The sequence below is a fragment of the Luteimonas aquatica genome, assembly GCF_022662575.1.
In the GTDB taxonomy this organism is placed as follows: Bacteria; Pseudomonadota; Gammaproteobacteria; order Xanthomonadales; family Xanthomonadaceae; genus Luteimonas; species Luteimonas aquatica.
Map to the genome: position 1 here is coordinate 92,312 of NZ_JALBFU010000006.1, position 26,984 is coordinate 119,295.

General features: G+C 71.4%; 22 protein-coding genes and 1 pseudogene. 14 read left to right on the forward strand and 9 right to left on the reverse strand.

Annotated elements, in window-relative coordinates:
* The first annotated feature begins 44 nt into the window (after window positions 1-44).
* The 10 genes from bamA to MD221_RS12945 all read left to right on the forward strand — a co-directional run bounded on the left by bamA (window position 45) and on the right by MD221_RS12945 (window position 13,641).
* Entirely contained in the window at window positions 45-2,615 is a 2,571-nt protein-coding gene (bamA, locus tag MD221_RS12900; protein WP_242112215.1) for an outer membrane protein assembly factor BamA, read from the forward strand.
* A gap of 106 nt (window positions 2,616-2,721) precedes the next feature.
* Window positions 2,722-3,750 (forward strand): UDP-3-O-(3-hydroxymyristoyl)glucosamine N-acyltransferase, encoded by a 1,029-nt coding sequence (gene lpxD, locus MD221_RS12905; protein ID WP_242112216.1) that lies wholly within the window; start codon window positions 2,722-2,724, stop codon window positions 3,748-3,750.
* On the forward strand, window positions 3,750-4,205 hold the full coding sequence (gene fabZ / locus MD221_RS12910; protein WP_242112218.1) for a 3-hydroxyacyl-ACP dehydratase FabZ: 456 nt from the start codon (window positions 3,750-3,752) through the stop codon (window positions 4,203-4,205). Before lpxD ends, fabZ begins: the two co-directional genes overlap by 1 nt.
* Window position 4,206: 1 nt before the next feature.
* Window positions 4,207-4,992, forward strand: a complete 786-nt coding sequence (gene lpxA / locus MD221_RS12915; protein WP_242112219.1) for an acyl-ACP--UDP-N-acetylglucosamine O-acyltransferase — start codon at window positions 4,207-4,209, stop codon at window positions 4,990-4,992.
* 8 nt (window positions 4,993-5,000) lie between these two features.
* Window positions 5,001-5,486 carry a hypothetical protein gene (locus MD221_RS12920; RefSeq protein ID WP_242112220.1) on the forward strand — a complete coding sequence of 162 codons (486 nt, stop codon included), beginning with the start codon at window positions 5,001-5,003 and terminating at the stop codon, window positions 5,484-5,486.
* On the forward strand, window positions 5,483-6,676 hold the full coding sequence (gene lpxB / locus MD221_RS12925; RefSeq protein WP_242112221.1) for a lipid-A-disaccharide synthase: 1,194 nt from the start codon (window positions 5,483-5,485) through the stop codon (window positions 6,674-6,676). Before MD221_RS12920 ends, lpxB begins: the two co-directional genes overlap by 4 nt.
* Window positions 6,669-7,274 (forward strand): ribonuclease HII, encoded by a 606-nt coding sequence (locus MD221_RS12930; RefSeq protein WP_242112223.1) that lies wholly within the window; start codon window positions 6,669-6,671, stop codon window positions 7,272-7,274. The genes lpxB and MD221_RS12930 overlap by 8 nt, the downstream gene beginning before the upstream one ends.
* A 226-nt stretch (window positions 7,275-7,500) precedes the next feature.
* On the forward strand, window positions 7,501-11,055 hold the full coding sequence (dnaE, locus tag MD221_RS12935) for a DNA polymerase III subunit alpha (RefSeq protein ID WP_242112224.1): 3,555 nt from the start codon (window positions 7,501-7,503) through the stop codon (window positions 11,053-11,055).
* Between the two features lie 839 nt (window positions 11,056-11,894).
* Window positions 11,895-12,854: an acetyl-CoA carboxylase carboxyltransferase subunit alpha gene (locus MD221_RS12940; protein WP_242112225.1), complete on the forward strand. Its 960-nt coding sequence runs from the start codon at window positions 11,895-11,897 to the stop codon at window positions 12,852-12,854.
* A 46-nt stretch (window positions 12,855-12,900) separates the two neighbouring features.
* Complete coding sequence (locus tag MD221_RS12945) at window positions 12,901-13,641, forward strand: tetratricopeptide repeat protein (RefSeq protein WP_242112226.1); 741 nt, start codon at window positions 12,901-12,903, stop codon at window positions 13,639-13,641.
* Between the two features lie 33 nt (window positions 13,642-13,674).
* Here the strand turns inward: MD221_RS12945 and lepB are convergent, their stop codons facing one another.
* Together lepB and MD221_RS12955 are read right to left on the reverse strand one after the other, a co-directional pair.
* On the reverse strand, window positions 13,675-14,355 hold the full coding sequence (gene lepB, locus MD221_RS12950) for a signal peptidase I (RefSeq protein WP_242112227.1): 681 nt from the start codon (window positions 14,353-14,355) through the stop codon (window positions 13,675-13,677).
* An 89-nt stretch (window positions 14,356-14,444) separates the two neighbouring features.
* Window positions 14,445-15,505 (reverse strand): annotated as a pseudogene (locus MD221_RS12955) (NADH:flavin oxidoreductase/NADH oxidase).
* Between the two features lie 103 nt (window positions 15,506-15,608).
* Here MD221_RS12955 and tilS point away from each other — a divergent pair.
* The 3 genes from tilS (at window position 15,609) to MD221_RS12970 (ending at window position 18,154) form a co-directional block, all read left to right on the forward strand.
* Window positions 15,609-16,910 carry a tRNA lysidine(34) synthetase TilS gene (gene tilS / locus MD221_RS12960; RefSeq protein WP_425602274.1) on the forward strand — a complete coding sequence of 434 codons (1,302 nt, stop codon included), beginning with the start codon at window positions 15,609-15,611 and terminating at the stop codon, window positions 16,908-16,910.
* Window positions 16,911-16,982: 72 nt separating this feature from the next.
* Entirely contained in the window at window positions 16,983-17,246 is a 264-nt protein-coding gene (locus MD221_RS12965; RefSeq protein WP_242112229.1) for an exodeoxyribonuclease VII small subunit, read from the forward strand.
* A 23-nt stretch (window positions 17,247-17,269) separates the two neighbouring features.
* Window positions 17,270-18,154 (forward strand): polyprenyl synthetase family protein, encoded by an 885-nt coding sequence (locus MD221_RS12970; protein WP_242112243.1) that lies wholly within the window; start codon window positions 17,270-17,272, stop codon window positions 18,152-18,154.
* A gap of 17 nt (window positions 18,155-18,171) precedes the next feature.
* On the opposite strand, the gene MD221_RS12975 is transcribed toward MD221_RS12970, so the two are convergent.
* From MD221_RS12975 to pmbA, 5 genes are all read right to left on the reverse strand, one after another.
* Window positions 18,172-18,618 carry a DUF4870 domain-containing protein gene (locus tag MD221_RS12975; protein ID WP_242112230.1) on the reverse strand — a complete coding sequence of 149 codons (447 nt, stop codon included), beginning with the start codon at window positions 18,616-18,618 and terminating at the stop codon, window positions 18,172-18,174.
* 170 nt (window positions 18,619-18,788) lie between these two features.
* Window positions 18,789-19,940 carry a DUF1501 domain-containing protein gene (locus MD221_RS12980; RefSeq protein ID WP_242112232.1) on the reverse strand — a complete coding sequence of 384 codons (1,152 nt, stop codon included), beginning with the start codon at window positions 19,938-19,940 and terminating at the stop codon, window positions 18,789-18,791.
* Between the two features lies 1 nt (window position 19,941).
* On the reverse strand, window positions 19,942-21,441 hold the full coding sequence (locus MD221_RS12985; protein ID WP_242112233.1) for a DUF1800 domain-containing protein: 1,500 nt from the start codon (window positions 21,439-21,441) through the stop codon (window positions 19,942-19,944).
* A 152-nt stretch (window positions 21,442-21,593) separates the two neighbouring features.
* Entirely contained in the window at window positions 21,594-21,971 is a 378-nt protein-coding gene (locus MD221_RS12990) for a DUF4870 domain-containing protein (RefSeq protein WP_242112234.1), read from the reverse strand.
* Between the two features lie 89 nt (window positions 21,972-22,060).
* On the reverse strand, window positions 22,061-23,437 hold the full coding sequence (gene pmbA, locus MD221_RS12995) for a metalloprotease PmbA (protein ID WP_425602277.1): 1,377 nt from the start codon (window positions 23,435-23,437) through the stop codon (window positions 22,061-22,063).
* A gap of 87 nt (window positions 23,438-23,524) precedes the next feature.
* On the opposite strand from pmbA, the gene yjgA reads away from it, so the two are divergent.
* The gene (gene yjgA, locus MD221_RS13000) at window positions 23,525-24,106 is read left to right on the forward strand and encodes a ribosome biogenesis factor YjgA (RefSeq protein WP_425602275.1); all 582 of its coding nucleotides are present in this window, start codon (window positions 23,525-23,527) and stop codon (window positions 24,104-24,106) included.
* A gap of 23 nt (window positions 24,107-24,129) precedes the next feature.
* Here the strand turns inward: yjgA and tldD are convergent, their stop codons facing one another.
* Window positions 24,130-25,581, reverse strand: coding sequence for a metalloprotease TldD (tldD, locus tag MD221_RS13005; protein WP_242112236.1), 1,452 nt, complete (start codon window positions 25,579-25,581; stop codon window positions 24,130-24,132).
* Between the two features lie 77 nt (window positions 25,582-25,658).
* Window positions 25,659-26,984 (reverse strand): YhdP family phospholipid transporter (locus MD221_RS13010; RefSeq protein ID WP_277928901.1); only part of this gene is annotated, 1,326 nt, incomplete at its 5' end.

Genomic DNA, 26,984 nt, shown 5'->3' on the forward strand with positions numbered 1-26,984 from the left:
TCGCCCCCGCGCTGGCGCTGCATTCCATCTGTGGACCTGTATTGATGACGCGTACTCCAACCCGCCGCCTGCTCGTCCTCGCCCTCGCATCGGCCACCGCGCCCGCCTGGGCCCAGCAGGCGACCGATCCGCAGGCCGCCTTCGGCATCGCGCCATCCTCCGCTCCCGCCGCGCCCGCGCTGGCGCCGGCCCCGGTCGACAACAGCGGCTTCGTGGTCAGCGACATCCGCATCGACGGCCTGCAGCGCATCGGCGCCGGCACCGTATTCACCTACCTGCCGATCGAGCGCGGCGACGTCGCCGACCATGCCCGCATCGCGCAGGCCGTGCGCGCCCTGTACAAGACCGGCTTCTTCGAGGACATCAAGGTCGACCGCCAGGGCGACATCCTGGTCGTCACCGTCACCGAGCGGCCGGCGATCAACAAGCTCACGCTGACCGGCAACAAGGACATCAAGACCGAGGACCTGACCAAGGGCCTGAAGGACATCGGCCTGGCCGAAGGCGAGACCTTCGACCGCCTGGCCCTGGACAAGGTCACCCAGGAGCTGATCCGCCAGTACAACAACCGCGGCAAGTACAACGTCGAGATCACCCCGACGGTGACCAAGCTCGACCGCAACCGCGTCGACATCACCATCGCCGTCAAGGAAGGCAAGGCGGCCAAGATCCGCCACATCAACCTGGTCGGCAACGACACCTTCGAGCAGAAGCAGATCACCGACTCCTGGGAGTCGGGCGAAAGCAACTGGCTCAGCTGGTACCGCCGCGACGACCAGTACTCGCGCGAGAAGCTCTCCGGCGACCTGGAAAAGCTCAACAACTTCTACCTCGACCGCGGCTACATCGACTTCAACGTCGACAGCACGCAAGTGGCCATCAGCCCCGACAAGCGCGACATGTTCCTCACCATGGGCATGACCGAGGGCGAGATCTACAAGGTCTCGAAGGTGGAGGTCAGCGGCGACACGATCCTGCCCAAGGAGCAGATCGAGCGCCAGGTGCTGGCCCGCGCCGACCAGACCTTCTCGCGCGCGCTGCTGGAAATCAGCTCCGACTCGATCACCTCCACGCTCGGCAACATCGGCTACGCCTTCGCGCAGGTCAATCCCGACCTCGACGTGAACCGCGAGAACCGCACCGTCGCCATCAACATGCAGGTGGTGCCCGGACCGCGCGTGATGGTCCGGCACATCGACTTCAAGGGCAACACGCGCACCTCCGACGAGGTGATGCGCCGCGAGATGCGCCAGTTCGAGGGCAGCTGGTTCTCGCAGGTGGCCGTCGACCGCTCCAAGCTGCGCCTGCAGCGCCTGGGCTACTTCGAGCCCGGCAGCGTCGACGTCGAGACCAAGCCGGTGGCCGGCAGCAGCGACCAGGTCGACCTGGTCTTCAACGTCAAGGAAACCACCTCCGGCAGCTTCGTGTTCGGCCTGGGCTACTCGCAGCTCAGCGGCCTGACCACCTCCGTGCAGCTGTCGCAGAACAACTTCCTCGGCAGCGGCAACCAGGTCTCGGTGGAGGCGCAGCGCAACGTCTACCTGAAGCGCTATTCGTTCTCCTTCCTCAACCCCTATTTCACCGACAACGGCCTGACGCTGGGCTACAACGTGTGGTGGCGCGAGTTCGACAACTCCGAGTTCAACACCGCGCAGTACTCCTCCACCAGCGCCGCCGGCCAGGTCGTGCTCGGCATCCCGCTGACCGAGAACGACACCATCCGCGCCACCTTCGGCATCGACCGCAACGAGATCTTCACCTATCGCGGCGCGACGCCGGAGAGCATCGTCCGCTACATCGACGCGCTCGGCGAACGCACCTTCCACTCCTGGCGCACCGAGCTGGCCTGGGCCCGCGACACGCGCAACGACTACCTGCAGCCCACGCGCGGCACCCTGAACCGCGTCTCGCTGGAAACCACCCTGCCCGGCTCCACGGTCGAGTACTACAAGCTCAACTACGAGTTCTCCAAGTATTGGCCGATCTCCAGCGCGCTGGTGCTCAACACGCGCTTCGAACTCGGCTACGGCGACAGCTACGGCTCCGACAAGACGCTGATCAGCTGCCAGATGCTGCCGGGCCAGCCGCAGATCCCCGGCGGCGGCGCCACCGCCGCCAACGCCGCCGCCTCGGGCGGCTGCGCGCCGGGCAGCGTGCAGACCTCCAGCTATACCGCCACCGGCCTGCCGTTCTTCGAGAACTTCTACGCCGGCGGCGCGCGCTCGGTGCGCGGCTACCGCGACAACACCCTCGGCCCGCAGGAAGCGCCTTACAGCAACGGCGCCAGCACCTACCTGCAGCCGATCGGCGGCGCGCTCAAGACCGTCGGCTCGCTGGAAATGTTCTTCCCGAAGCTGTTCGACAGCCCGGCCGCGCGCATCTCCGCGTTCATCGACTTCGGCAACGTCTACAAGGACTACGACGCCTTCGACGCCGGCGAGCTGCGCGCCTCGGCGGGCGTGGCGCTGATGTGGCGCGCTCCGGTCGGCCCGATCTCGATCAGCTACGCGTTCCCGATCCGCAACAAGGGCGACGTGTACGACAACAACGGCACCCGCATCCGCGAGGCCGACGAGATCGAGCGCCTGCAGTTCACCTTCGGCGGCGCGTTCTAAAGGCGAGGCGAGTGGAGAGGCGAGAGACACGAGCGAAGGGCCGGGCAGGCTTCCGGCGTCGTTCCCTCCCGCTGCCCGCCCCTCGCCGCCTGCGCCTGCTCCGCTCATGACGTCCTACACCGCGAGCGAACTCGCCGAGCGTTTCGCGCTGTCCCTGCACGGCGATGGCGCGGTCCGGGTCGAGTCGGTGGCGACGCTGGCCAAGGCCGGTCCCGGGCAGCTCGCCTTCCTCTCCAATCCGCGCTACCGCGCCCAGCTCGCCGACTCGGCGGCCGCGGTCGTGGTGATGCGCGCGGCCGACGCCGACGGATATCCCGGCACCGCGCTGGTCGCCGCCGATCCGTATGTCGCCTTCGCCAGGATCGCGGCGCTGTTCGATCCGCCGGCGCCGGTGCGTCCCGGCATCCACGCCAGCGCGGTCGTCGATCCGTCCGCCGAGATCGATCCCGGCGCGCAGATCGGCCCCTTCGTGAGCGTCGGCGCCCGCTCGCGGGTGGGAGCCGGCGCCGTCGTCGGCGCGGGCTGCGTGATCGGCGAGGACTGCGAGATCGGCGCCGGCAGCGAACTGGTCGCGCGCGTGACCCTGGTGCGCCGCGTGCGCCTGGGGCAGCGCGTGCTGATCCATCCCGGCGCCGTGCTCGGCGCCGACGGCTTCGGCCTGGCCATGGACACGTCTTCGGACGGCGTGGCCCGCTGGATCAAGGTGCCGCAACAAGGCGGCGTGGCGGTCGGCGACGACTGCGAGATCGGCGCCAACACCACCATCGACCGCGGCGCCATCGAGGACACCGTGCTGGAAGAGGACGTCCGCCTCGACAACCAGATCCAGATCGGCCACAACGTGCGCATCGGTGCGCATACCGCCATGGCCGGCTGCTCCGCGGTCGCCGGCAGCGCGGTGATCGGCCGCTACTGCCTGATCGGCGGCGCCGCCGGCGTGCTCGGCCACCTGGAGATCTGCGACCGCGTGATGGTCACGGCGATGAGCCTGGTCACCCATTCGATCCGCGAGCCGGGGGAGTATTCTTCCGGCACCCCGCTCATGAGCAACCGCGACTGGCGCAAGAGCGCCGCGCGCTTCAAGCAACTCGACGCACTGGCGCGCAAGCTCGGCGCGCGCGACAAGGAATCCTGATGTCCAGCGAAGTCTCCCTGCCGATCGACGTCGTTTCGATCCAGCAGCAATTGCCGCACCGCTACCCCTTCCTGCTGGTCGACCGCGTGGTCGAGCTGGACCCGGGCAAGCGCATCCTCGCCTACAAGAACGTGACCATCAACGAGCACTTCTTCCAGGGGCATTTCCCCAACCACCCGGTCATGCCGGGCGTGCTGGTGATCGAGGCGCTGGCGCAGGCCGGCGGCGTGCTCAGCCAGGTCACCCACGGCGGCGGCCTCGAGGGGCGCCTGTCCTACCTGGTCAAGGTCGACAACGCCAAGTTCTCGCGCATGGTCGTCCCCGGCGACCGCCTCGAACTCGAGGTGACCATCAAGCGCACCATCCGCAACATGACCCAGTACTGCGGCGTAGCGCGCGTGGACGGCCACCAGGTCGCCAGCGCCGACATCCTCTGCGCCGAGGTGAAGACCTGACATGGCCGACGCGGTCATCCATCCCTCGGCCGCCGTCGACCCGGCGGCGCGACTGGGCGCCGGCGTTTCGGTCGGCGCCTTCACCGTGATCGGCGCCGAGGTGGAGATCGGCGAAGGCACGCGGATCGGCGCGCACTGCAGCATCACCGGCCCCACGCGCATCGGCCGCGACAACCACATCCACGGCCACGCCGCGATCGGCGGCGACCCGCAGGACAAGAAATACCGGGGCGAGCGCGTCGAACTGGTGATCGGCGACCGCAACGTCATCCGCGAATTCGTCACCGTCAACCGTGGCACCGGCAGCGGCGGCGGCGTCACCCGCATCGGCGACGACAACTGGCTGCTGGCCTACACCCACGTCGCCCACGACTGCGCGATCGGCAACCACTGCGTATTCTCCAACAACTCGACGCTCGCCGGGCATGTCAGCGTCGGCGACTGGGTGATCATGAGCGGCTTCGCCGGCGCGCACCAGTTCTGCCGCATCGGCGCCCACGCCTTCATCGGCATGGGCGCGCTGGTCTCCGGCGACGTGCCGCCGTTCCTGATGGTGGCGCAGAGCGAGCAGCCGCGTCCGCGCGGCATCAACAGCGAAGGCCTCAAGCGCCGCGGCTTCGACGCCGAGCGCATCGCCGCGATCAAGCGCGCCTACCGCGCGCTCTACCTCTCCGGCGACACGCTGGAACAGGCGCGCGCCAAGCTCGCCGAACTGGCGCAGGACAGCGAGGACGTGCGCCAGTTCCTGGAATTCGTCGACAGCGCCGAGCGCCCCCTGCAGCGCTGAGCGGCGCGATGACCGACGTGCAGCGCCTGCGCATCGGCTCGGCCCAGGCCTGCGACCGGATCGACGGCGCGCCCCGGCAGTGGGACGTCACCGAATTCCTCGTCGACGAACGCCCCCTCGCCGAGCGGCTCGGCATCGCGCGCGACCTGCTGTTCTGCGGCACCGACCTCGATGCGGGACTGCCGCCGGCGCTGCGCGAGCGCGGCCGCGACATGTTCCTGGGCCGCACCGGCGCGATGAACCAGTTCGGCTCCGGGCGCCTGGTCCTGTACCGCTGCCACTGCGGCTGCGACTATTGCGGCGTGGCGTCGTGCCGGCTGGAAGTCGCCGCCGATCGCGTGTACTGGCACGATGTGACCTTCGAGGATGACGACGGGCCCGCGATGGGGCAGGATGCTCGCACCCCTTCGCTGCCCCGACTCACGCCCGTCGCGCGCATCGTCTTCGACCGCGCGCAGTACGAGCAGCAGATACGACACCATCTCGCTCGATGAATGCCGTCCCTTCCCGTTCCCCCGCGCGGCCGCCGCGTTTCGCCCTGGTCGCCGGCGAGGCCTCCGGCGACATGCTCGGCGCCGGCCTGATCGCCGAACTGCGCAGGCGCCATCCCGATGCCGAGTTCGCCGGCGTGGGCGGCGATGCCATGCGCGCGGCAGGTTTCGAGGCCTGGTACGACGCCCAGGAGCTGGCGGTCATGGGCCTGGCGGAAGTGCTCACGCACCTGCCGCGGCTGCTGCGGCTGCGCCGTGGGCTGCGCGAGCGCGTGCTGGCGTGGCGGCCGGACGTGTTCGTCGGCATCGACGCGCCCGACTTCAACCTCGGCGTGGAACGCTGGCTGAAGGCGCGCGGCGTGCGCACCGTGCACTACGTCAGCCCCTCGGTCTGGGCCTGGCGGGAAAAGCGCGCCGAGAAGATCGGCTTGTCCGCCTCGCGCGTGCTGTGCCTGTTCCCGATGGAACCGCCGATCTATGCCCGCCACGGGGTGGACGCGCGCTTCGTCGGCCATCCGCTCGCCGACGAGATGCCGCTCGATCCCGATCGTGCCCAGGCGCGCGCCAGGCTCGGCCTGCCGCAGGACGCGCCGGTGCTGGCGCTGCTGCCCGGCTCGCGGCTGGGCGAGATCGCGCGCCTCGGTGCGCCCTTCCTCGACGCGGCCGCGCGCGTGGCCACGCAGCAGCCCGGGCTGCAGGTCGTGGTGCCGGCCGCCAATGCCGCCTGCCGCGCCGCGATCGAGCGCCTGCTGCCCCGCGACGGACTGGCCCCCGGCGATCTGCGCCTGATCGACGGCGATGCGCGCACGGCGATGATCGCCGCCGACGTGGTGCTGCTGGCCTCCGGCACCGCCACCCTGGAGGCGATGCTGGCCAAGCGGCCGATGGTGGTGGGCTACAGGATCGCGCCGCTCACCTACGCGATCGTGAAGGGCTTCGGCATGCTGAAGGTCGATCGCTACGCCCTGCCCAACGTGCTGGCCGGCGCCGACCTGGCGCCGGAACTGATGCAGGAGGACTGCACGCCCGACAAGCTCGCCGAAGCCACGCTGGCCTGGTTCCGCAATCCGCATGCGGTGGAGTCGCTCCAGGCGCGCTACCGCGAACTGCACCTGGCCCTGCGCCAGGACGCCTCGGCGCGCGCCGCGGACGCCATCGCGCAGCTGGTCGATTCCGGCGTGGCGCATGGCTGAATTCCTGTTGATCGCGGGCGTCGACGAAGCCGGCCGCGGCCCCCTGGCCGGCCCCGTGGCCGTGGCCGCGGTGATCCTGCATCCGGATCGGGCCATCGAGGGGCTGGACGACTCGAAGAAGCTCTCGGAGGCGCGGCGCGAGGCGCTGTACCCGCTGATCCTCGAGCGCGCCCTGGCCTGGCGCGTGGAGTTCGTCGACGCCGGCGAAATCGACGCGATGAACATCCTGCAAGCCACGCTCGCCGGCATGCGCCGCGCGCTGTGCGCGTTGGCGCCGGCCGCGCAGTTCGCGCGCATCGACGGCAACCGCATGCCGCGCGACCTGCCCTGCCCGGCGGAGACGCTGATCGGCGGCGACGGGCTCGACCCGTCGATCATGGCGGCCTCGATCCTGGCCAAGGTCGCGCGCGACCGCAGGATGCGCGAGCTGCACGCGCACTACCCGCAGTACGGCTTCGACAGCCACAAGGGGTATCCGACCCCGGTGCATCTGCGCGCGCTGGCCCTGCATGGCCCCTGTCCGCAGCACCGCCGCAGCTTCGCGCCCGTGCGTGAATGCGGGTGGGCGCCGGACGCGGCCGCCAGCGTCGCCGGATAGGAGCGCCGGGCGGGCGCATCGTGCCGCGGCGACGCCCGCCAGGACCCGCGGCCAAGGCCATCGGCACGGAGGGCGCTTCCGTCCCCTCGCCCGCCCGCGACGCCGGGCGGGGTCGTCATCGCCGCGCCGGGGGCGGGCGCGATGTCAAGCCTTGTTCCCGCCCCCTCCACGCCCTAACCTGCGGGTCGACTCCCGTTCGCCAGACGGCCCATTCCGGGCGGTCTCGTTGATGCCCGCACGTTTCGTCCATCTCCATCTGCGCAGCGAGTATTCGCTGGCCGACTCGACGATCCGCATTCCGGATCTCGTCAAGCGCTGCGTCGCGCTCGGCCAGCCGGCGGTGGCGGTGACCGACCGCAACAACCTGTTCGCGCTGGTGAAGTTCTATCGCGCCGCCGAGGGCGCCGGCGTCAAGCCGATCGCCGGCGCCGACGTGATGGTGGCCGAGGGCGACGAGGCGCCCTCCAGGCTCACCCTGCTGTGCCGCGACCGCGACGGCTACCTGGCGCTCTCGCGCCTGCTCACGCGCGCCTGGATGGAGGGCCAGCGCCATGACGGCGTGGTGCTGCGCCCGCATTGGCTGCAGGAGATCAACCAAGGGTTGTTCGCGCTGGCCGGGCGGCAGGCGCAACCCGGCCAGCTCGCCGAGAGCGGACGCCACGACCTCGCCGAGGGCGCATTGGCCGATCTGCAGCGCGTCTTCGGCGAGCGGCTGCACCTGGAACTCACCCGCGTCGGCCTGGACGGCGAAACCGCCTTCAACGCCTTCGCCCTGCACGCGGCCGCCAAGCTCGGCATCCCGGTGGTGGCCAGCAACGACGTGCGCTTCATCGAGCCGACCGGCTTCGACGCCCACGAGGCGCGCGTATGCATCGCCTCCGGCCGCGTGCTCGACGATTCGCGCCGTCCGCGCGACTACAGCGCGCAGCAATATCTGAAATCGGCCGAGGAGATGGGCGAGATCTTCGCCGACGTCCCCGACGCCATCGACAACGCGGTGGCGCTGGCGCAGCGCTGCAATCTCGAACTGCGCCTGGGCACGTACTACCTGCCCGCCTTCCCGGTGCCCTCCGACCACACGCTCGACTCCTGGATCCGCAGCGAGGCCCGCGACGGCCTGGAAAAACGCCTGCAGAAGCTGCCGCTCGCGCCCGGCTACAGCCGCGCCGACTACGACGCGCGGCTGGAGCGCGAGCTCGACGTGATCGTCAAGATGGGCTTCCCCGGCTACTTCCTGATCGTGGCCGACTTCATCAACTGGGCCAAGGACCACGGCATCCCGGTCGGCCCGGGACGCGGCTCGGGCGCCGGCTCGCTGGTGGCCTGGGCGCTGGGCATCACCGACCTCGACCCGCTGCCCTACGACCTGCTGTTCGAGCGCTTCCTCAATCCCGAACGCGTGTCGATGCCGGACTTCGACATCGACTTCTGCATGGACCGCCGCGACGAGGTGATCGACTACGTCGCCGCCAAGTACGGCCGCGACCGCGTCAGCCAGATCATCACCTACGGCACCATGGCGGCCAAGGCGGTGGTACGCGACGCCGGCCGCGTGCTCGGCTTCCCCTACGGCTTCGTCGACGGCATCGCCAAGCTCATCCCGCTGACGCTGGGCATCTGCCTGGACGACGCGCTCGGCCGCTCCGAGGAGTCCAAGCGCAATCCCGAGCTGGCCAGCAGCGAGCTGATCCAGCGCTACAACGACGAGGACGACGTCCGCGACCTGATCGACCTCGCCCTGCAGCTGGAGGACCTGACCCGCAACGCCGGCAAGCACGCCGGCGGCGTGGTGATCGCGCCCAGCCCGCTGAGCGACTTCTGCCCGCTGTTCGCCGAACACGACGGCGAGGGGCGCGGCCGCAACCCGGTCACGCAGTTCGACAAGGACGACGTGGAAGCGATCGGACTGGTCAAGTTCGACTTCCTCGGCCTGCGCACGCTCACCATCATCGACTGGGCTGTGAAGGCGATCAACGCGCACCGCGAGCGCGCGAACCAGCCGCCGCTGGACATCGCCTCGCTGCCGCTGGACGACGCCAAATCCTACGAGCTGTTCGCGCGCGGCGACACGGTGGCGGTGTTCCAGTTCGAATCGCGCGGCATGCGCGAACTGCTCAAGCGCGCCAAGCCCGACCGCTTCGAGGACCTGATCGCGCTGAACTCGCTGTTCCGCCCGGGCCCGATGGACCTGATCCCGGACTTCATCGAGCGCAAGCACGGCCGCGCCGAGGTGAAGTATCCGCACCCGCTGCTGGAACCGGTGCTCGCGCCGACCTACGGCGTGTTCGTGTACCAGGAACAGGTGATGCAGACCGCGCAGGTGCTGGCCGGCTATTCGCTGGGCGGCGCCGACCTGCTGCGCCGCGCGATGGGCAAGAAGAAGCTCGAGGAGATGGCCAAGGAACGCGCCAAGTTCGAGGCCGGCGCGCTCGAGCACCACAAGATCGAGGCGCGCGTCGCCGGCCCGATCTTCGACCTGATGGAGAAGTTCGCCGGCTACGGCTTCAACAAGTCGCACGCCGCCGCCTACTCGCTGGTCGCCTACCAGACCGCCTGGCTGAAGGTGCACTACCCGGCCGAGTTCATGGCCGCGGTGCTGTCCTCGGACATGGACAGCACCGACAAGGTGGTGATGTTCCTGGAGGAGGCGCGCGCGCTCGGCCTCACCGTGCTGCCGCCCGACGTCAACGCCTCGGCCTACATGTTCGAGGCCATCGACGAGCGCACCATCCGCTACGGCCTGGGCGCGGTGAAGGGCGTGGGCCAGGGCGCCTGCGAGGCGATCGCCAACGAGCGGCTGCGCTCGGGGCAGTACGAGGACCTGCTGGATTTCTGCCGCCGCGTGGAATCCTCGAAATTGAACCGGCGCACGCTGGAGGCGCTGATCAACGCCGGCGCGCTCGATGCCCTGGGCAGGAACCGCGCCTCGCTGCAGCTGCAGTTGCCCGAGGTGCTCAAGGCCACCGACCAGATGGCGCGCGAGCGCGAGGCCGGGCAGAACTCGCTGTTCGGGGGCTTCGCCGAACCGACCTCGGCCACGCGCATCGAGCTGCCCGAATCGCAGGAATGGCCGCTGGCGCAGAAGCTCGCCGGCGAGCGCGAGACGCTCGGCCATTACCTCAGCGGCCACCCGATCGACCCCTATCGCGACGAACTCGCCATGCTGGTCGGCCACGACCTCGGCCAGCTCGACGGCATCTGGGAGCGCGCGCAGCAGGGCGGCCGCCCGCAGGAAGGCCGCAACAGCTGGCGCCAGGAGACCACCACCGTCATCGCCGGCCTGGTGATGGGCATGCGCAAGCGCGGCGACTCGCAGGCCTTCGTGCAGCTGGAGGACGGACGCGGGCGCATCGAGTGCGCGTTCTTCGCCGAGAGCTATTTCGAGTTCGCGCAGCTGCTCACCCGCGACCGCATCCTCATCGTCGAGGGCGGCCTGCGCGAGGACGAGTTCAGCGGCGGCTTCTCGCTGCGCGCGCGCCGCTGCTGGGATTACCGGCAGCTGTGCCCGCAGAGCGCGCAGCAGCTCGCCCTGCGCCTGGACCTGCGCGTGCCCGGCCTGCTCGACCGCGTCGAGCGCGTCCTCGCCCAGCACCGCCCCGGCACGACCTCGCTGCGCTACGACCTGCTGCTGCCCGCCGGCACCGCCGGCACGCTGGTCCTCAACGGCGGCAGCGGCGTGCGCGTCGACGCGGACCTCGCCGGCAGCCTGCGCGCCCAGCCTGGCGTGCGCACGGTACGCGTCTCGATGGGCCACCGCCCTTGGGTGAGCGACCGCGCTTAGCAGACGCCCTCAAGGCGTCTGCTGCGGTCGCGAACGCCCGACCATGGACGGCCGGGCCGGACGATCCGAAGCCGTTCATGTCGCGCCATGGAGGGCAACAAACCTCCTCCCGAACATCACCGATGCCCTATCGGCATGGGTTGCGGTCGCGAACGCCCGGCCATGGATTTAGGGCCGCGCCGTCAGCGCGGCGATAGGCCGGACGATCCGAGGCCGTTCATGTCGCGCCATGGATGGCACCAAACATCCTCCCGAACATCACCGAGGCCCTATCGGCATCGGTTGCGGTCGCGAACGCCCGGCCTGGGATTTAGGGCCGCGCCGTCAGCGCGGCGATAGGCCGGACGATCCGAGGCCGTTCATGTCGCGCCATGGATGGCACCAAACATCCTCCCGAACATCACCGAGGCCCTATCGGCATCGGTTGCGGTCGCGAACGCCCGGCCATGGATTTAGGGCCGCGCCGTCAGCGCGGCGATAGGCCGGACGATCCGAAGCCGTTCATGTCGCGCCATGGATGGCACCAAACATCCTCCCGAACATCACCGATGCCCTATCGGCATCGGTTGCGGTCGCGAACGCCCGGCCTGGGATTTAGGGCCGCGCCGTCAGCGCGGCGATAGGCCGGACGATCCGAAGCCGTTCATGTCGCGCCATGGATGGCGGCGGCAATCTCCCCAAGCATCGCCGATGCCCCATCGGGATCGACCGCAAAGGCTAGCCCCGAACGGCGCAGCTCGCTCGAACGCCCCCGCCGCCATACCCGACCGCATCCTCCCCCTTTACCCGCTCCGCCCTCCCCCCAGTTAGACTGTCGCCTTTCCAGCGGCCCTCCGTCGATGAATCCCAACTACCTCGACTTCGAACAGCCGATCGCCGACCTGGAGGCGAAGATCCAGGACCTGCGCCAGGCCAGCACTGGCCCGGCGGTGAACGTCGACGCCGAGGTGCACGCGCTGCAGGACAAGCTGCGCCTGCGCACCGCGCAGATCTTCCGCGACCTCACGCCCTGGCAGGTGTCCCAGCTCGCCCGCCACCCGGCGCGCCCCTACACCAACGACTACATCCGCGTGATCTGCGACGAGTTCCAGGAACTCGCCGGCGATCGCGCCTATGCCGACGACACCGCCATCGTCGGCGGCCTGGGCCGCATCGACGGCCGCAGCGTGATGATCATCGGCCACGAGAAGGGCCGCGACACCAAGTCCAAGGTCCGCCGCAACTTCGGCATGCCGCGCCCGGAGGGCTACCGCAAGGCGCTGCGCCTGATGAAGATGGCCGAGCGCTTCAAGCTGCCGCTGCTGACCTTCATCGACACGCCCGGCGCCTATCCCGGCATCGGCGCCGAGGAGCGCGGCCAGTCGGAGGCCATCGCCCGCAACCTGCTGGAGATGTCGGAGCTGAAGATCCCGATCATCTGCACCGTGATCGGCGAAGGCGGCTCCGGCGGCGCGCTGGCCATCGGCGTGGGCGACCGCACGCTGATGCTCGAGTACAGCACCTATTCGGTGATCACGCCCGAAGGCTGCGCCTCGATCCTGTGGAAGACCGCCGGCAAGGCCAAGGAAGCCGCCGAGCAGCTCGGCCTGACCGCCAAGCGCCTGCTCGAGCTCGGCCTGATCGACAAGATCGTGCGCGAGCCGATCGGCGGCGCGCACCGCAATCCCAAGCAGATGGCCACGCGCCTGAAGGCGGTGCTGCTCAACGAGCTCGACGCGCTGCAGGACATCCCCGCCGATGCGCTGATCGAGAAGCGCTACCGGCGCCTGCGCGGCTACGGCGCCTACGAAGCCGCCTGAAGCGGTATCGCCGCCTGCGCAGGGAACATCTCCACAAGGAACGTCGATGAGTCCGATCCTCATTCTGTCTGCGCTGCTGCAGATCGGCTGCGCGGTGCACGTCGTGCGCACCGGGCGGCCGATGTACTGGATCTTCATCCTGTTGATCGGCTCGTTCATCGCCGTGGCGATCTACTTCTTCGCCGAGGTCCTGCCGGGGATGCGCCATAGCCCCGGCGCGCGGCGCGCCATCCGCGGCGTCCACGACCGCATCGATCCCGAGCGCGGCAAGCGCCGGGCCACGCGCGCGCTCGACATCGCCGACACCCAGGACAACCGCCGCCGCCTCGCCGAGCAGAGCCTGCTCAGCGGCGACTACCAGCAGGCGGCCGAGCTGTACCGCTCGGCGCTGAAGGGACTCTACAAGACCGATCCGAACCTGCTGCTCGGCCTGGCCCAGGCGCAGTTCGCGCTGGACCAGCCGCAGCAGGCCAGGCAGACGCTGGACGAGCTGATCGCGGCCAATCCCGACTTCCGCTCCGCCGACGGCCACCTGCTGTATGCGCGCGCGGTGGAGGCCACCGGCGATGTGGCCGCCGCCCTGCACGAGTACGAGGCGATCGTCGCCGGCGGCCATCCCGGCGAGGAGGCGCGCGTGCGCTATGCCCTGCTGCTCAAGCGCCAGGGCGAGAGCGCGAAGGCCGATGCGCTGTTCGCCGAGACGCTCAAGCGCGTGAAGCTGTCCCCCGGCTATTACCAGCGCGAACAGCGCGAATGGGTGGAGATCGCCAAGCGCGAATCGCGCTGAGGCAACGCGTCGAATCGGCGCGCCGGGTTCTGGCTATCGCGCCTGTGCCGGCGGTGGAGTGTCCGTGCTGCCCGGCCGTTCGGATGCGGAAACCATTCTGCCCAGTAGCGCCTCGCGCGCGACGGCGCCCCAGAAGCGGCTGTCGTCGCTGCGATCACGATTGTCGCCCATCACGAAGTAGTGGCCCGCGGGCACGTCCCATTCGCCCTCGCCCTGATCGAAGACGCCCTCGCCTTCCTGTTCGAGCACGCTGTGCGAATGTCCGGGCAGGTTTTCGCGCAGCTCGACCGCACCGGACATCTCGGCGTCCCGGCCGCGCCCTTGGTATGGGCCGATCCGCGCATAGGAGACCGGCTTGCCGTTGATGCTGAGCCGATTGTCGCGATAACCGATACGCTCGCCCGGCAGGCCCACCACCCGCTTGATCCAGACCTGATCGGGCTGGTGCGGAGGCGAGAAAACCACGATGTCGCCACGCGCCGGCGCGTGGTCGCTGTAATAGCCTGCACTGCTGAAGAAAAGCGTGCCCGGTTTCAGCGTGGGCAGCATGCTGCTCGAAGGCATGCGATACAGGCCATAGCCGAGGATGCGCTGCCGCGGATCGTAGGAACGCACTCCGAACGGATTGACGGCATACATGCCGACGGCGAACGCCGGGAGCAGCACCATCAGCCCGACCATTCCCCGCACGATCCATTGCCTCGCGCTTGCCATGCCGCCTCCGTCTGTGACGGCGACTGTAGCAAACCGGCAACGGGCCGACGCCGATGCTTACCGGCGCGGAAAACGCGCCGGATCGAGGCTCACCAAGCGCGCAGGTATTGCGGCGGCGCCTGCAACTCGGTCCCGAGCGCCTGTGCCGCGCGGCGCGGGAAATACGGATCGCGCAGCAGCTCCCGCGCCATCACCACCACGTCCGCCCGCCTGCGGCGACGATGCGCTGCGCCTGCCCGGCCTCGGTGATCAGGCCCACCGCGCCGGTGGCGATGCCGGCCTCGCGGCGGATGCGCGCGGCGAACGGCACCTGGTAGCCCGGCGCGAGCGCGATCTCCTGCAGCGGCGAGAGGCCGCCGCTCGAGGTGTCGACCAGATCCACGCCGAGCCCGTGCGCGATGCGGGCCAGCTCCACGCTCTGCTCGAGGCCCCATCCGCCCGCGACCCAGTCGGTGGCGGAGATGCGCAGCCACAGCGGCAGCCGCTCCGGCCAGACCTCGCGTACCGCGGCGATCGTCTCGCGCACCAGGCGCGTGCGGCCGGCGAAATCCCCGCCCCAGCCGTCCTCGCGCCGATTGGACAGCGGCGAGAGGAACTGGTGCAGCAGGTAGCCATGCGCGGCATGGATCTCCACCAGCCGGAAACCGGCCTCCAGCGCACGCAGCGCCGCGGCGCGGAAATCGGCGACGACCTGGGCGATGCCGTCGGCATCGAGCGCCAGGGGCAGCGGATAGCCGGCGTCGAAACGCTGCGCCGAAGGCGCCACGGTCGGCCAGCCGCCCGCCTCCGCCGGCACTTCGCCGCGGCCGCGCCAGGGCGCGTGGGTGCTGGCCTTGCGTCCGGCGTGGGCGAGTTGGATGCCCGCAATCGCGCCTTGCGCGGCGACGAAGCCGGCGATCCGCGCCCAGGCCTCGGCCTGCGTCGCGTTCCACAGCCCGGTGTCCTGCGGCGAGATCCGCCCTTGCGGCGACACGGCGGTCGCCTCGGTCAGCACCACCGCGGCCCCGCCGACGGCGCGGCTGCCCAGGTGCACCAGGTGCCAGTCGTTCGGAACGCCGTCCACGGCCGAGTACTCGCACATCGGCGAGACGACGATGCGGTTCTTAAGCAGCACTTCGCGCTGCAGCAAGGGTTCGAACAGGGCGCTCATGCGGCCTCGGGATGCGGACGGCCGTTCACTATAAGCAGCCGCGCCGGCGCGCCGGGCACCACCGGTGGATCACTGCATCGCGGCGCCGTGGCAACATCGCCGGATGCGCGATGCGACGCCGCTCCCGGATCCGATGCCGATGCCCCCGGAGGCGGAGGCACGCGGCGTGCTGGTGGCCTTCAGCGGCGGCCTGGATTCCACCGTGCTGCTGCACCTGCTCGCGCGCCGGGCCGCGCACGCGCGCGGCCTGCGCGCGATCCACGTCCACCATGGCCTGCATCCCGAGGCCGATGCCTGGGCAGCGCACTGCCGCGCGGCCTGCCAGGCCCTGGGCGTGCCGCTGCACGTGGTGCGCGTGAGCGTCGCCCGCGACGAGGGCCAGGGCATCGAGGCGGCCGCCCGTGCCGCGCGTCGCCGGGCCTTCGCGCAAGCGCTGGGCGAGGGCGAGGTGCTTGCCCTCGCCCACCACCGGGACGACCAGGCCGAGACGTTCCTGCTGCGCGCACTGCGCGCGTCGGGCACCGACGGGCTGGCGGCCATGCGGCCCTGGCGCCGCTTTCCTCCCGGCTGGTTGTGGCGTCCGCTGCTGGACACGCCGCGCGCGGCCCTGCTGGCCTTCGCGCGCGAGCATGCACTGTCCTGGATCGAGGATCCGAGCAACGCCGGCAGCGAATACGACCGCAACTTCCTGCGTCTTCGCGTCCTGCCGCTGCTGCACGAGCGCTGGCCGCAGGCCGGAACGGCATTCGCGCGCGCGGCGCAGCTGGCCGGCGAAGCACGCGAGCTGCTCGAGGAGGAGGATGCGGCGGCGCTGGCCGGCGCGCGCACCGCCGATCCGCAGGCGCTGTCGGTCCCGCGCCTGCGCGCCTTGCCGCGCGCACGCCGCGCGCGCGTGCTGCGCCGCTGGACCGAGGGGCTGGCCCTGCCGCCGCTGCCGGCGCAGGGCGTCGCGCAGATCGAGGCCGCGCTGCTCGGCGACGCCGATGGCGAATTCGCCTGGCACGGCGCCGTGGTGCGGCGCTGGCGCGACCTGCTGCATGCCGAACCGCGGCGCGCGCCCCTGCCCGAAGGCTGGCATGCCCCCTGGGACGGCCGCGCGCCGCTGACGCTGCCCGGAGGCGGCATGCTGCGGCTGGAGGGCGCCGATGCCTTCGAAGCGGAACTGCAAGCCGGCACGCGCCAGGGCGGCGAGCGCATCGTGCTGCCCGGACGCGGCCACTCGCACGCGCTCAAGCACGTGCTGCAGGCGCTCGGCGTACCGCCCTGGGAACGCGGGCGGCTGCCGCTGCTGCGCGATGCCGGCGGCGCCGTGCTCGCCGCCGGCGATCTGGTCTATTCGGCGCCGTTCGAGGCCTGGCTGCGCGCGCGCGGCGCGCGGCTGCGGCACGAGCCGACGGCCGGATAGCCCTGCCGGCAAGCGTGCCGTCGCCAGGCGCGCCGTCACGATCGGACCCCGGGTTTGACGTACACTGCGCCCATGCCGCGCAAGCCCTCCGCAGACCCGTCCCCCGTCGCCGATTTCGAGACCTCGCTCGAAGCCCTCGAGCAGCTGGTCGAGAAGATGGAGCACGGCGAGATGAGCCTGGAGCAGTCGCTGGCCGCCTACGAACGCGGCGTCGGCCTCTACCGCCGCTGCCAGCAGGCGCTGGAACAGGCCGAGCTGCGCGTGCGCCTGCTCAGCGACCCCGAGAATCCCGCCGCCGCCGAAGCCTTCGGTACGCCGCGCGCCGACGACGCCTGAGCGTCCGCTTGGCTCCTTCCGCCATCGAGGCATCGTTGCGGGCCTGGCGCGAACGCGCCGACGCCGCGCTGGCGCGCGCGCTGCCCGCCACCGACCTCGCGCCGCGCCGCCTGCACGAGGCGATGCGCCACGCCGTGCTGCTCGGCGGCAAGCGCATGCGGCCGATGCTGGTCTATGCCGCCGGCACGCTGTTCCGGGACGCCGACGGCGACGAGGCCGCGCGCTTCGACGCGCCGGCCGCCGCGGTGGAACTGATCCATGCCTACTCGCTGGTGCACGACGACCTGCCGGCGATGGACGACGACGCGCTGCGTCGCGGCCAGCCCACCGTGCACGTGGCCTTCGACGAGGCCACCGCGATCCTGGCCGGCGACGCGCTGCAGTCGCTGGCCTTCGCCACCCTCGCCGCGGCCCCGGCCGACGCCCAGGCCCGCGTCGACATGCTGCGCGAACTGGCGCTCGCCGCCGGCGGAATGTGCGACGGCCAGGCCCTGGACATCGACGCCACCGGCGCGGCCAGCGGCACCGCGCTCGCCGACCTGGAGCGCCTGCACGCGATGAAGACCGGTGCGCTGCTGCGCGCCGCGGTGCGCCTGGGCGCGATCGCTGCCGGCGCCGACGCGCCCGCGCGCGCGGCGCTCGACCGCTACGCCGACGCGCTCGGACTGGCCTTCCAGATCCGCGACGATCTGCTCGACGTCGAGGGCGACAGCGCCACGCTCGGCAAGACCGCCGGCAAGGACGCGGCGCAGGACAAGGCCACCTTTCCCGCGCTGCTCGGCGTGGACGCCTCGCGCCGGCGCCTGGAAGCGCTGGCGCAGGCCATGCGCGAGGCATTGCTGCCGTTCGGCGAGCGCGCCGCGGCGCTGGCCGCACTCGGCCGGCGCGCCGTCGAGCGCACCCACTAGGCCTTGCCCGCCTGCGCTCAGCGCAGCAGGCGCAGCGTCAGCGGATAGCGGTACGCCTCGCCGTTCCAGGCCTTGATCGCGGCCAGCGCGCTGCACACCAGCCACATCACCGCGATGCCGGCGGCCAGGGCCACCAGCACGAGCCCCGCCGGAGCGGTGACGATCGCGCCGATGCCCAGCGTGAACACGGTGGCGCCGACCAGCACGACGCCGATCGCGCACGCGGCGCAGGCGTACAGGAACATGCTCAGGTTGAAGTTGACCGCCTCGCGCGCGTGCGCGGCCGCGAAGGCCGAGTCGTTGCGCTTGATCAGGTAGACGACGCCGGCGGCCAGCACGCCCGCCAGTCCCGCCGCCCAGCTCGTCATGAACGCGAGCAGCAGCGCCGCCAGATGCGCCAATGCCGCCCAATGGCGCTCGCTCTCGCCGACCGATCGCGGATTGCCGTACACGGTGTCTTGCATCGCTCGTCTCCGGCCGGAAACGCTCCGGCCCGTTCACGATGATCGGGGCGTTTGCCCGCCGGGCAACCCGCCCGAAGTCACCCAACCGATGGCCTAGCGGGGTTTCGTTCGGATTGCCCGCGCGGCAGACGGGGTCGGGACGCGCGCCGGCCCGCGTCGCGCCGACCGGTTCAGGCCATCAGCCCGTCCAGCGCGCGGACGCCGCGGCTGTCGGGGAAGATCTTCGTTTCCAGCATCGCCTCGGACACGCCCAGGTGGACGCCGAGCACGCCCTTGAACAGCGCCCGCAAGTCGGTGGTCGCACGCAGGTCGCGGCCGTCGTTCAGCTGCGCCGGCGCCAGGCCGGGCCAGTCGCCGAGCATGCGCCCGCCGCGGATGCCGCCGCCGGCCAGCAGCGCCAGGCCGCCGGTGCCGTGGTCGGTGCCGCCGGTGCCGTTGACGGCGAAGGTGCGTCCGAATTCGGTCACCACCACCACCACGGTGCGCGCCCAGGCGTCGCCGAATCCCGCGCGGGCGGCGCGCAGGCCGGCGTCGAGCTCGCCGAACTTGCGCTGCAGCGCGGCCGCCTGCCCGCGGTGCGTGTCCCAGCCGCTGTCCTCGACGAAGCCCACGCGCGGTGAACCGGCGCCGGTCATCAGCTCCGCCGCCGCCGCCATCGCCTGCGGCAACCCGAAGCCGCCGCGCTTGCCCTGCAGCGCGCCGATCTCGGGCGCGTTGACCGCATCGGCATAGACCGCGGCCAGTTGCTCGTCTGCGGCGTACAGCGGCTGCAGCTGCTGCAGCAGCGTGGTCTGCAGTTCCTGCAGCAGCGGCGGCGACCAGGTTTCGGCTCGCCGCGAGCCGCGCAGCGACAGCGGCATCACCGGCGCCACCGCCACGCCCTCGGTTCTGGGCATCGCCTCGACGCAGCGCCCGAGCCAGCCGTCGCGCGCGCCGTCGGGCCGCGCGGTGCCGTTCTCCAGGCAGTCCTGGGCCTCGAAGTGCGAGCGCCGGCGATAGGGCGGTGCGATCGCCAGCACCGGCAGCAGCTGCTTGCGACCGTACAGCTCGTGCGCGAACGCCATGCGCGGATGCAGGGCGAAACTGCCGTCGAGCTTGAGTCCGTCCTGCACGGCGAGCGCGGCGCGCGCGCGCCGGTAGGCGGGATCGGCGTAGGGCGGCAACAGGTGCAGCCCGTCCATGGCGCCGCGCAGCATCACCACCAGCAGCCGCGCGTCCGCGGTCGCGGTCGGCTGCGCGGCCGGCGCGCCGAGGCCCGGCCACAGCGTCAGCAGCGCGCTGCCGCCCACCCCGATGACGAAACGACGACGGGAAAGCGGCATGTCAGGTCCTCCACTGGAAGGCGGGGCTGGCGAACAACAGGGCATAGCCCTCCCTGGGCGAGCCCGCGCGCTGCAGCGCGGCGGCGAGGCCTGCCCCGGCCCCCGCGCCCACCGCGGCCTCGCCGAGCGTCTCGCGCGCCAGCTGCAGCGGCGTGCGCTCGCCGCCGACGCGGTTGGCCAGGGTGGCGGCGATCTGCAGCCGCTTGCGCAGCGCGTCGCCGGCGGCCCAGTCGCCGGTGCCGTCCGGGAAGCCGGCCGGCGAGCGCGGCGTGAACACCGGCTGGCCGAGCTCGCGCAGCAGGTTCGGCAACGAGCCCGGGCGCTGGTCGAGGGTGAAGCCGCCGGCGCGCATCGCCGAGACCACGAAATCGTCCGGCGTCTTGAACTTGCGCGCGGCCGGCGCCCAGGCGGCGTCGGCGTCCACCAGCGCCGCGTACAGCGCGTCCAGCCGGCCACCGCTGTCGAGGTAGGCCTTGGCCATGCCCCGGATCAGCGGCTCGGGCGGCGCGTCGGAAACGAAATGCCGCGCCAGCTTGGCGGCGAGGTGGCGCGCGGTGGCCGGATGCAGCGCCAAGTCGCGCAGCACCGCCCTGCCCTGCGCCTGGCCGTCCTCGGCATAGGTCTTGCCCATGATCCGCCGCGCGCCCGGCTCGTGGGCGTTCTGGCGGAAGACGAAGGCGCTCTGCGCCGCGGCCAGCTGCCGCGGCGCCGGCACGCTCCAGCCGGTGATCGCGCGCGCGAACTCGGTGACGTCGCCCTGACCGTAGCCGCCGTTCACGCCGAGCGTATGCAGCTCCATGATCTCGCGCGCCAGGTTCTCGTTCAGCCCGAGCTTGCGCGCGGCCACGTCCTCGCCGCGCCGCGCGCGCTGCGCCTGCCATTGCACCAGGCGCGAGCCGTCGCCCACGGAGGCGACGTTGTCCAGATAGCGCAGCATCGCCGGGTGCGTCTCCACGGCCAGCAGCATGTCCTCGAAGCGGCCGAGCACGTGCGGGCGGATCGCCTCGCGCTCCATCGGCGCGGCGTACAGGCGCGCGGTCGACTTGTCGATGGAGACGGCGAAGTGGTTCGACCAGAAGCGCACCAGACGTTCGAGGAACGGCTGCGCGGTGGTCGCCGCCATGCGATAGCGCGCGGCGATGTCGGCCAAGCCCAGTTGCGTCAGCTCGCGGCGCTGCGGCGACGGGCCGCCGCGGGCAGGCGCCGCGGATGCCATGGCCGCGCCCGACGGCGCGGGCGGCATGCGGCCTTCGGATGCGTTCCCTTCCGGCATGCCGCGCTCGGGCACGCCGTTCTTCTCCGCCTTGCGCTGCTGCTGGTAGGCGGCCTCGCGCCTGAGCAGGGCCAGGCTGTCCGGCAGGTCGCGGAACGCCGCCGTGTCCGGCTGCATGCGCAGTTGCGCACGCAGCCAGCCCCGCGCATCGCTCGCCGCGGACAGTTCGCCCGGCCTGGCGCCGAGCCCGAATCTGTTGGCGGCCGTGGCCGCCTCGCGTGCCGACATTCGCACCGCTCCGGAAGCAGAGTCGGCATTATCAACGCGCGTGGTGGCGGCAAGTTGACCGCCACCGAACCGAAGGGACGCCGTTCGTTACGGAACGGTTATCCGCAGGGCCTTGTCGCTGTCGTTCGCCTGCCCGAGGCGAACGCGCCTGGTCACTTGATCAGTCGCAGCGCGAACGGATAGCGGTAGGCGATGCCCTCGTTGGCCTTCAGGCCGCCGATGATGCTGAAGATCAGGCAGCACACCCAGGCGACGAGATTGATCAGCGCGCCGATCAGGATCACCGACAGGATGATGCCGATCACGTAGACGATCAGCAGCGTGATCTGGAAGTTGAGGGCTTCCTTGGACTGGTCGTTGAGGAAGCTCTTCTCCGGCTTGTCCTTGTTGACCAGCCAGACGATCAACGGGACGATGAAACCGAGCAGGATGCCCGACAGGTGTACCAGCAGCGCGACGGTCCTGTCCTCCTGCGGCGCGGCGCCATCGGGCGCCGGCGGAGGGGTAATCGCTTCGTTGAAATCGCTCATCATGAACTCCCCGGAATGACGGGCACGGGGCATCCGCGCCCGAAAGCGAAAGAGTACATGGAAAGGCCGCCGATTGCGCGGCCGCGCGCTCAGTCCTCGCCGGCCACCGTCATCCGGCCGACCAGGATCGAACCGGTGCGCAGGTGCGAACGGGGGTCGACGTCGCTGCCCACCGCCTCGATGTCGCGGAACATCGCCTTCAGGTTGCCGGCGATGGTGACGCCGTCCACCGGATAGGCGATCTCGCCGTTCTCCACCCAGAAGCCGGCCGCGCCGCGCGAGTAGTCGCCGGTGATGCCGTTCACGCCCTGCCCCATCAGTTCGGTGACCAGCAGGCCGCGCTCCATACCGCGCAGTAGGGCGTCGAGATCCGCGCCCGCCGCCGCGCCGCCGGCGCCGATCTCGAGGTTGTACACGCCGCCCGCGTTCGCGGTGGTCCGCAGGCCGAGCTTGCGCGCCGAATAGCTGCCGAGCACGTAGCGCTGCAGCACGCCGTCCTCCACCAGCGCCGACTCGCGGGTGGCCACGCCCTCGCCGTCGAAAGCCGCCGAGCGCAGCCCGCGCGCCATCCACGGGCGCTCGATCGCGGAGAACCAGGCCGGGAACAGCTGCTGCCCGGCGCTGTCGACCAGGAAGCTGGCGCGCCGGTACAGCGCGCCGCCGGACACCGCGCCGATCAGGTGCCCGATCAGCGAGCGCGCCGTTTCGGCGGCGAACAGCACCGGGTACTGGCCGGTGGCGATCTGCCGCGGCGCCAGCCGCGCCAGGGTGCGCTGCGCCGCGCGGCGCCCGATCGCCGCCGGCGTTTCCAGGTCGGACTCGGCCAGCGCCGAGCTGTACCAGCCGTCGCGCTGCATCTGCTCGCCACGGCCGGCGATCAGCGCGCAGGAAATGCTGTGATGGGTATCGCGTTCGCGGCCCAGGAAGCCATGCGAGTTGGCATAGACGACCAGCGATTCGCTGGTGCCGACCGAGGCGCCGTCGGAGTTGCCGATGCGCGCGTCGACCTCGCGGCCGGCGGCCTCGCAGGCGAGCGCGATGTCGATGGCGCGGTCGGCCTCCAGCGCCCAGGGATGCCAGGTGTCGAACTCGCGCAGCGCCGTGGCCATCAGCGCCGGATCGGCGAGGCCGGCGGCGGGATCGTCCTCGGTGAACTCCGCGATCGCGCAGGCCTGGTCGACGGTGGCCTCCAGGCTGTCCTCGCGCAGGTCCGCGGTGCTGGCGCTGCCCTTGCGCTGCCCGAAATACACGGTGACGCCGATGCTGCGGTCGCGGGTGGACTCCACCGTCTCCACCGCGCCCATGCGCACGTTGACGCTGAGCCCGCGATCCTCCGAGCACGAGACCTCGGCCTGGGTGGCGCCGCGGGCGCGGGCGCGCGCCAGCAGCCGCTGCGACAGCCCGGCCAGCACGTCCAGGCGCGCCTGGCTGTCGTCGCGGAGGTTCGTGGCGGGAGAGTCGATGATCGCGTTCAATGCACTATCCTAGAGGCTGTTTTGATCGTGCCGCCCGCGCGCAATCGCGCGGCGCGGCCCAGGTTCTGGAGTCTGACGATGCGTGGGCGCGACGAGGCCACCGGCGATTTCCTCTCACCCAGCCGCAGCCAGCAACGGCGCGAGGCGCTGGACGTGCTGGCGCTGGCGCAGCAGCTGGCCGGGCTGGACGCCGGCCAGCTGGCCAGGCTGCCGATTCCCGACCATCTGCACCCGCATATCGCCGAGGCCCGGCGCATCACCTCGCACATCGCGCGCAAGCGCCAGCTGGCCTACCTGGCCAAGCAGATGCGGCGCGAGGAGGACGAGACGCTGGACGCCATCCGCGACGCGCTCGATGCCGGCGGCGAAGCGGCGCGGCGCGAGGCGGCGCTGCTGCATCGCGCCGAGCGCTGGCGCGAACGGCTGCTGGCCGAAGGCGACGCCGCGCTGGGCGAGCTGCTCGCCGAGCACCCCGCCGCGGACCGCCAGCGGCTGCGCACCCTGGCCCGCAATGCCGGGGAGGAGCGGGCGAAGCAGAAGCCGCCGCACAGCTACCGCGAGCTGTTTCGCGAATTGCGCGAACTGCTGGCGAGCGAGCACGCCGGCGAGCAGCGCGCCGACGGCGAACCCCCCGCCGAAGCGCACGACCCGCAGGACTGAGTTTCCGTCGCAGGCGCGATCGCTCACGCCTTCGTCCCGCCCACCGTGAGCTGATCGATCAGCAGCGACGGCTGGCCCACGCCCACCGGCACGCTCTGCCCGTCCTTGCCGCACACGCCCACGCCCTCGTCCAGCGCCAGATCGTGGCCGATCATCTTCACGCGCTGCATGGTCTCCGGGCCGTTGCCGATCAGCGTGGCGCCCTTCACCGGCGCGGTGATCCTGCCGTCCTCGATCAGGTAGGCCTCGGTGGCCGAGAACACGTACTTGCCGCTGGTGATGTCGACCTGGCCGCCGCCGAAGTTCACCGCGTACAGGCCGCGCTTGACCGAGCGGATCATCTCCTGCGGATCGTCCTGCCCGGCCAGCATGTAGGTGTTGGTCATGCGCGGCATCACCAGGTGCGCGAACGACTCGCGGCGGCCGTTGCCGGTCGGCTCGGCGCCCATCAGGCGCGCGTTGAGCGTGTCCTGCATGTAGCCGGTGAGCACGCCGTCCTCGATGAGCGTGGTGCACTGCGTCGGCGTGCCCTCGTCGTCGATGTTGAGCGAGCCGCGGCGGTTGGCCAGCGTGCCGTCGTCGACGATGGTCACGCCCTTGGCGGCCACGCGCTGCCCCATGCGCCCGGCATAGGTCGAGGTGCCCTTGCGGTTGAAATCGCCTTCCAGGCCGTGGCCCACCGCCTCGTGCAGCAGCACGCCGGGCCAGCCGGAACCGAGCACCACCGGCATCACGCCGGCGGGCGCGTCGATCGCCTCCAGGTTCACCAGCGCCTGGCGCAGCGCCTCGCGCGCGAACTTTTCCGGCTTGCCGTCGCCGAGCAGCTCCTCGTAGGAATAACGCCCGCCGTAGCCGGCGAAGCCGGCCTCGCGGCGGCCGTCCTGTTCCACGATCACCTGCACGTTCAGGCGCACCAGCGGCCGCACGTCGCCGGCGAGCACGCCGTCACTGCGCGCCACCAGCACGGTATCGACCGCGCCCGACAGGTTGACCATCACCTGCTGCACGCGCGGGTCGGCGGCGCGCAGCAGCTTGTCCACGCGCCGCAAGGCTTCGACCTTGGCCGCATTGCCGAGGGCGTCGATGGGATCGTGGGCCGGATACAGGGCGCGGCCGGTCCCGGCCGTCAGTGCCCGCGCGCCCTGCGCCTGCCCCGTGCGCGCGATCGCGCGCGCCGACTGCGCCGCCGCCAGCAGCGCCGGACCGTTGATGTCGTCGGAATAGGCGAATCCGGTCTTCTCGCCGGAGATCGCGCGCACGCCCACGCCCTGCTCGATGGAATGGGCGCCGTCCTTGACGATGCCGTCCTCCACCGCCCAGCTCTCGCGGCGCGCGTGCTGGAAATACAGGTCGCCGAAATCGATGCCGGGGCCGAGCAGCGCGCCGAAGGCGCGTTCCAGACCGGCGGGATCGAGCCCGGCCGGCGAGAGCAGGCGCGTTTGCGCGAGAACCAGCGGATTGTCTTGATTAAGCATAGACCGGAATTGGGGACGCGCCGCGCGGATCGCAAGCGATGCCGGGAGTGTAGCGCGGGCCGCGCGGCGGGCCGCGGCTAGCGCTTGTCGGCGGCCGGCACGGATTTGCTGGCGACTTCCACCTTGGGATCCTTCCAGGGGCCGGTGACGCGATAGGTCTTGGCGCTGGCCGCGCCCAGCGGCTTGCCGAGCACCGCATTGGCCGCCGCGCCGACCGCCGCGCCCACCGGCCCGCCGACGATCGCGCCGGCCACGGTGAGCAGGTTGCCGGACTTGGGCAGCACCTCGATGGACTGGTCGAAGGTCTGCGCGCGCAAGTCGGCGGCGCCGCGGATATTGATGTCGGCGGCCGGCCCCTCGATCCGCATGTCGTCGCTGCGCGCCTGCCCGGCGCCGAAGCGGACGTTGCCGCCGATGCGGTTGAAGGCGAAGCCCTTGGAGAAGAAATCGCGGAAGTCGAGCATCAGCCGGCGCGGCAGTTGCGCGACGCTGAGCAGGCCCAGCACGCGTCCCGCTCCCGGTTCCACCTGCACCAGCTGGCCGTCCTTGATCGCCAGCGACAGGCCGCCCTCCAGCGCTCCCACCTTGAAGCCGCCCGGCGCGCCCGGCCAGGCGGCGTCCAGATGCGCCTCGCCATGCCCGCCGGCGAGCCGGCCGCCGAAGCCGAAACCGGCCAGCAGCGCGCCGAAGTCGCCGCTTTTCACGTCGACCTTCAGGCGCGTGCGCGCCGCGGCGCCGCGCCCGAGCCAGTCGCCGCTGGCGTCCACCTGCTGCTTCGGCGCGCGCGTCTGCAATTGCTCGATGCGCAGGCCGGTGGCTACCGGACGCGTGCGCAACACGGCCTGCCCCAGATGCGCCTCGCCGAAACGCAGATCCTCGACGCTGAGCTGCAGCGGCGGAATGTTCGCCGGATTGACCGCGCCGGGTTCTTCCGCCGGCGTCGATGCCGTGCCGGCCGACGCGCCGCCGGCGGCCGCCGTGCCCGCCGGGGCCGCGCCCTGCGGCTTGGCGTCGGGCTTGGCCGAGACCCAGTACAGACGATCGAACTTGCCCACGATCGCCGCGCCGTCCGCGCGCGGCAGGGTCACCGTGCCGGCCAGTGTCGCGCTGTCCACCCGCACGGCGGTGCCGCTGGGCGCCGGCACCGCGCTGAGGCTGGCATTGGCGAACGTGCCGCCGAGCAGGTTGAGGCGATCGGCATCTATGTCCACGCGCTGCAGCGCCAGGCCTCCGCCCTCGCCGGCCATCGTCAGCGCCGCCCAGTCGACGGCATCCAGCGTCGGCGTGCGCCCGGTGGCGACCAGGCCCGAGGCGGGTGCCGCCTCGGCCACCTGTCCGCTGCCCAGCACGATGCGGATGCCGGTGCGGCCGTGGGGGGGGGGGGCGGCCCCCCCCCCGCGCCG

Coding starts and splice junctions, on each gene's coding strand:
- bamA (WP_242112215.1), top strand. CDS start 45: ATGACGCGTACTCCAACCCGCCGCCTGCTCGTCCTCGCCCTCGCATCG.
- lpxA (WP_242112219.1), top strand. CDS start 4,207: ATGGCCGACGCGGTCATCCATCCCTCGGCCGCCGTCGACCCGGCGGCG.
- lpxB (WP_242112221.1), top strand. CDS start 5,483: ATGAATGCCGTCCCTTCCCGTTCCCCCGCGCGGCCGCCGCGTTTCGCC.
- tilS (WP_425602274.1), top strand. CDS start 15,609: ATGCGCGATGCGACGCCGCTCCCGGATCCGATGCCGATGCCCCCGGAG.
- yjgA (WP_425602275.1), top strand. CDS start 23,525: ATGCGTGGGCGCGACGAGGCCACCGGCGATTTCCTCTCACCCAGCCGC.
- MD221_RS12975 (WP_242112230.1), bottom strand. CDS start 18,618: ATGCAAGACACCGTGTACGGCAATCCGCGATCGGTCGGCGAGAGCGAG.
- MD221_RS12920 (WP_242112220.1), top strand. CDS start 5,001: ATGACCGACGTGCAGCGCCTGCGCATCGGCTCGGCCCAGGCCTGCGAC.
- MD221_RS12980 (WP_242112232.1), bottom strand. CDS start 19,940: ATGCCGCTTTCCCGTCGTCGTTTCGTCATCGGGGTGGGCGGCAGCGCG.
- MD221_RS12985 (WP_242112233.1), bottom strand. CDS start 21,441: ATGTCGGCACGCGAGGCGGCCACGGCCGCCAACAGATTCGGGCTCGGC.
- MD221_RS12990 (WP_242112234.1), bottom strand. CDS start 21,971: ATGAGCGATTTCAACGAAGCGATTACCCCTCCGCCGGCGCCCGATGGC.
- MD221_RS12930 (WP_242112223.1), top strand. CDS start 6,669: ATGGCTGAATTCCTGTTGATCGCGGGCGTCGACGAAGCCGGCCGCGGC.
- MD221_RS12945 (WP_242112226.1), top strand. CDS start 12,901: ATGAGTCCGATCCTCATTCTGTCTGCGCTGCTGCAGATCGGCTGCGCG.
- MD221_RS12940 (WP_242112225.1), top strand. CDS start 11,895: ATGAATCCCAACTACCTCGACTTCGAACAGCCGATCGCCGACCTGGAG.
- fabZ (WP_242112218.1), top strand. CDS start 3,750: ATGTCCAGCGAAGTCTCCCTGCCGATCGACGTCGTTTCGATCCAGCAG.
- lepB (WP_242112227.1), bottom strand. CDS start 14,355: ATGGCAAGCGCGAGGCAATGGATCGTGCGGGGAATGGTCGGGCTGATG.
- lpxD (WP_242112216.1), top strand. CDS start 2,722: ATGACGTCCTACACCGCGAGCGAACTCGCCGAGCGTTTCGCGCTGTCC.
- tldD (WP_242112236.1), bottom strand. CDS start 25,581: ATGCTTAATCAAGACAATCCGCTGGTTCTCGCGCAAACGCGCCTGCTC.
- MD221_RS12965 (WP_242112229.1), top strand. CDS start 16,983: ATGCCGCGCAAGCCCTCCGCAGACCCGTCCCCCGTCGCCGATTTCGAG.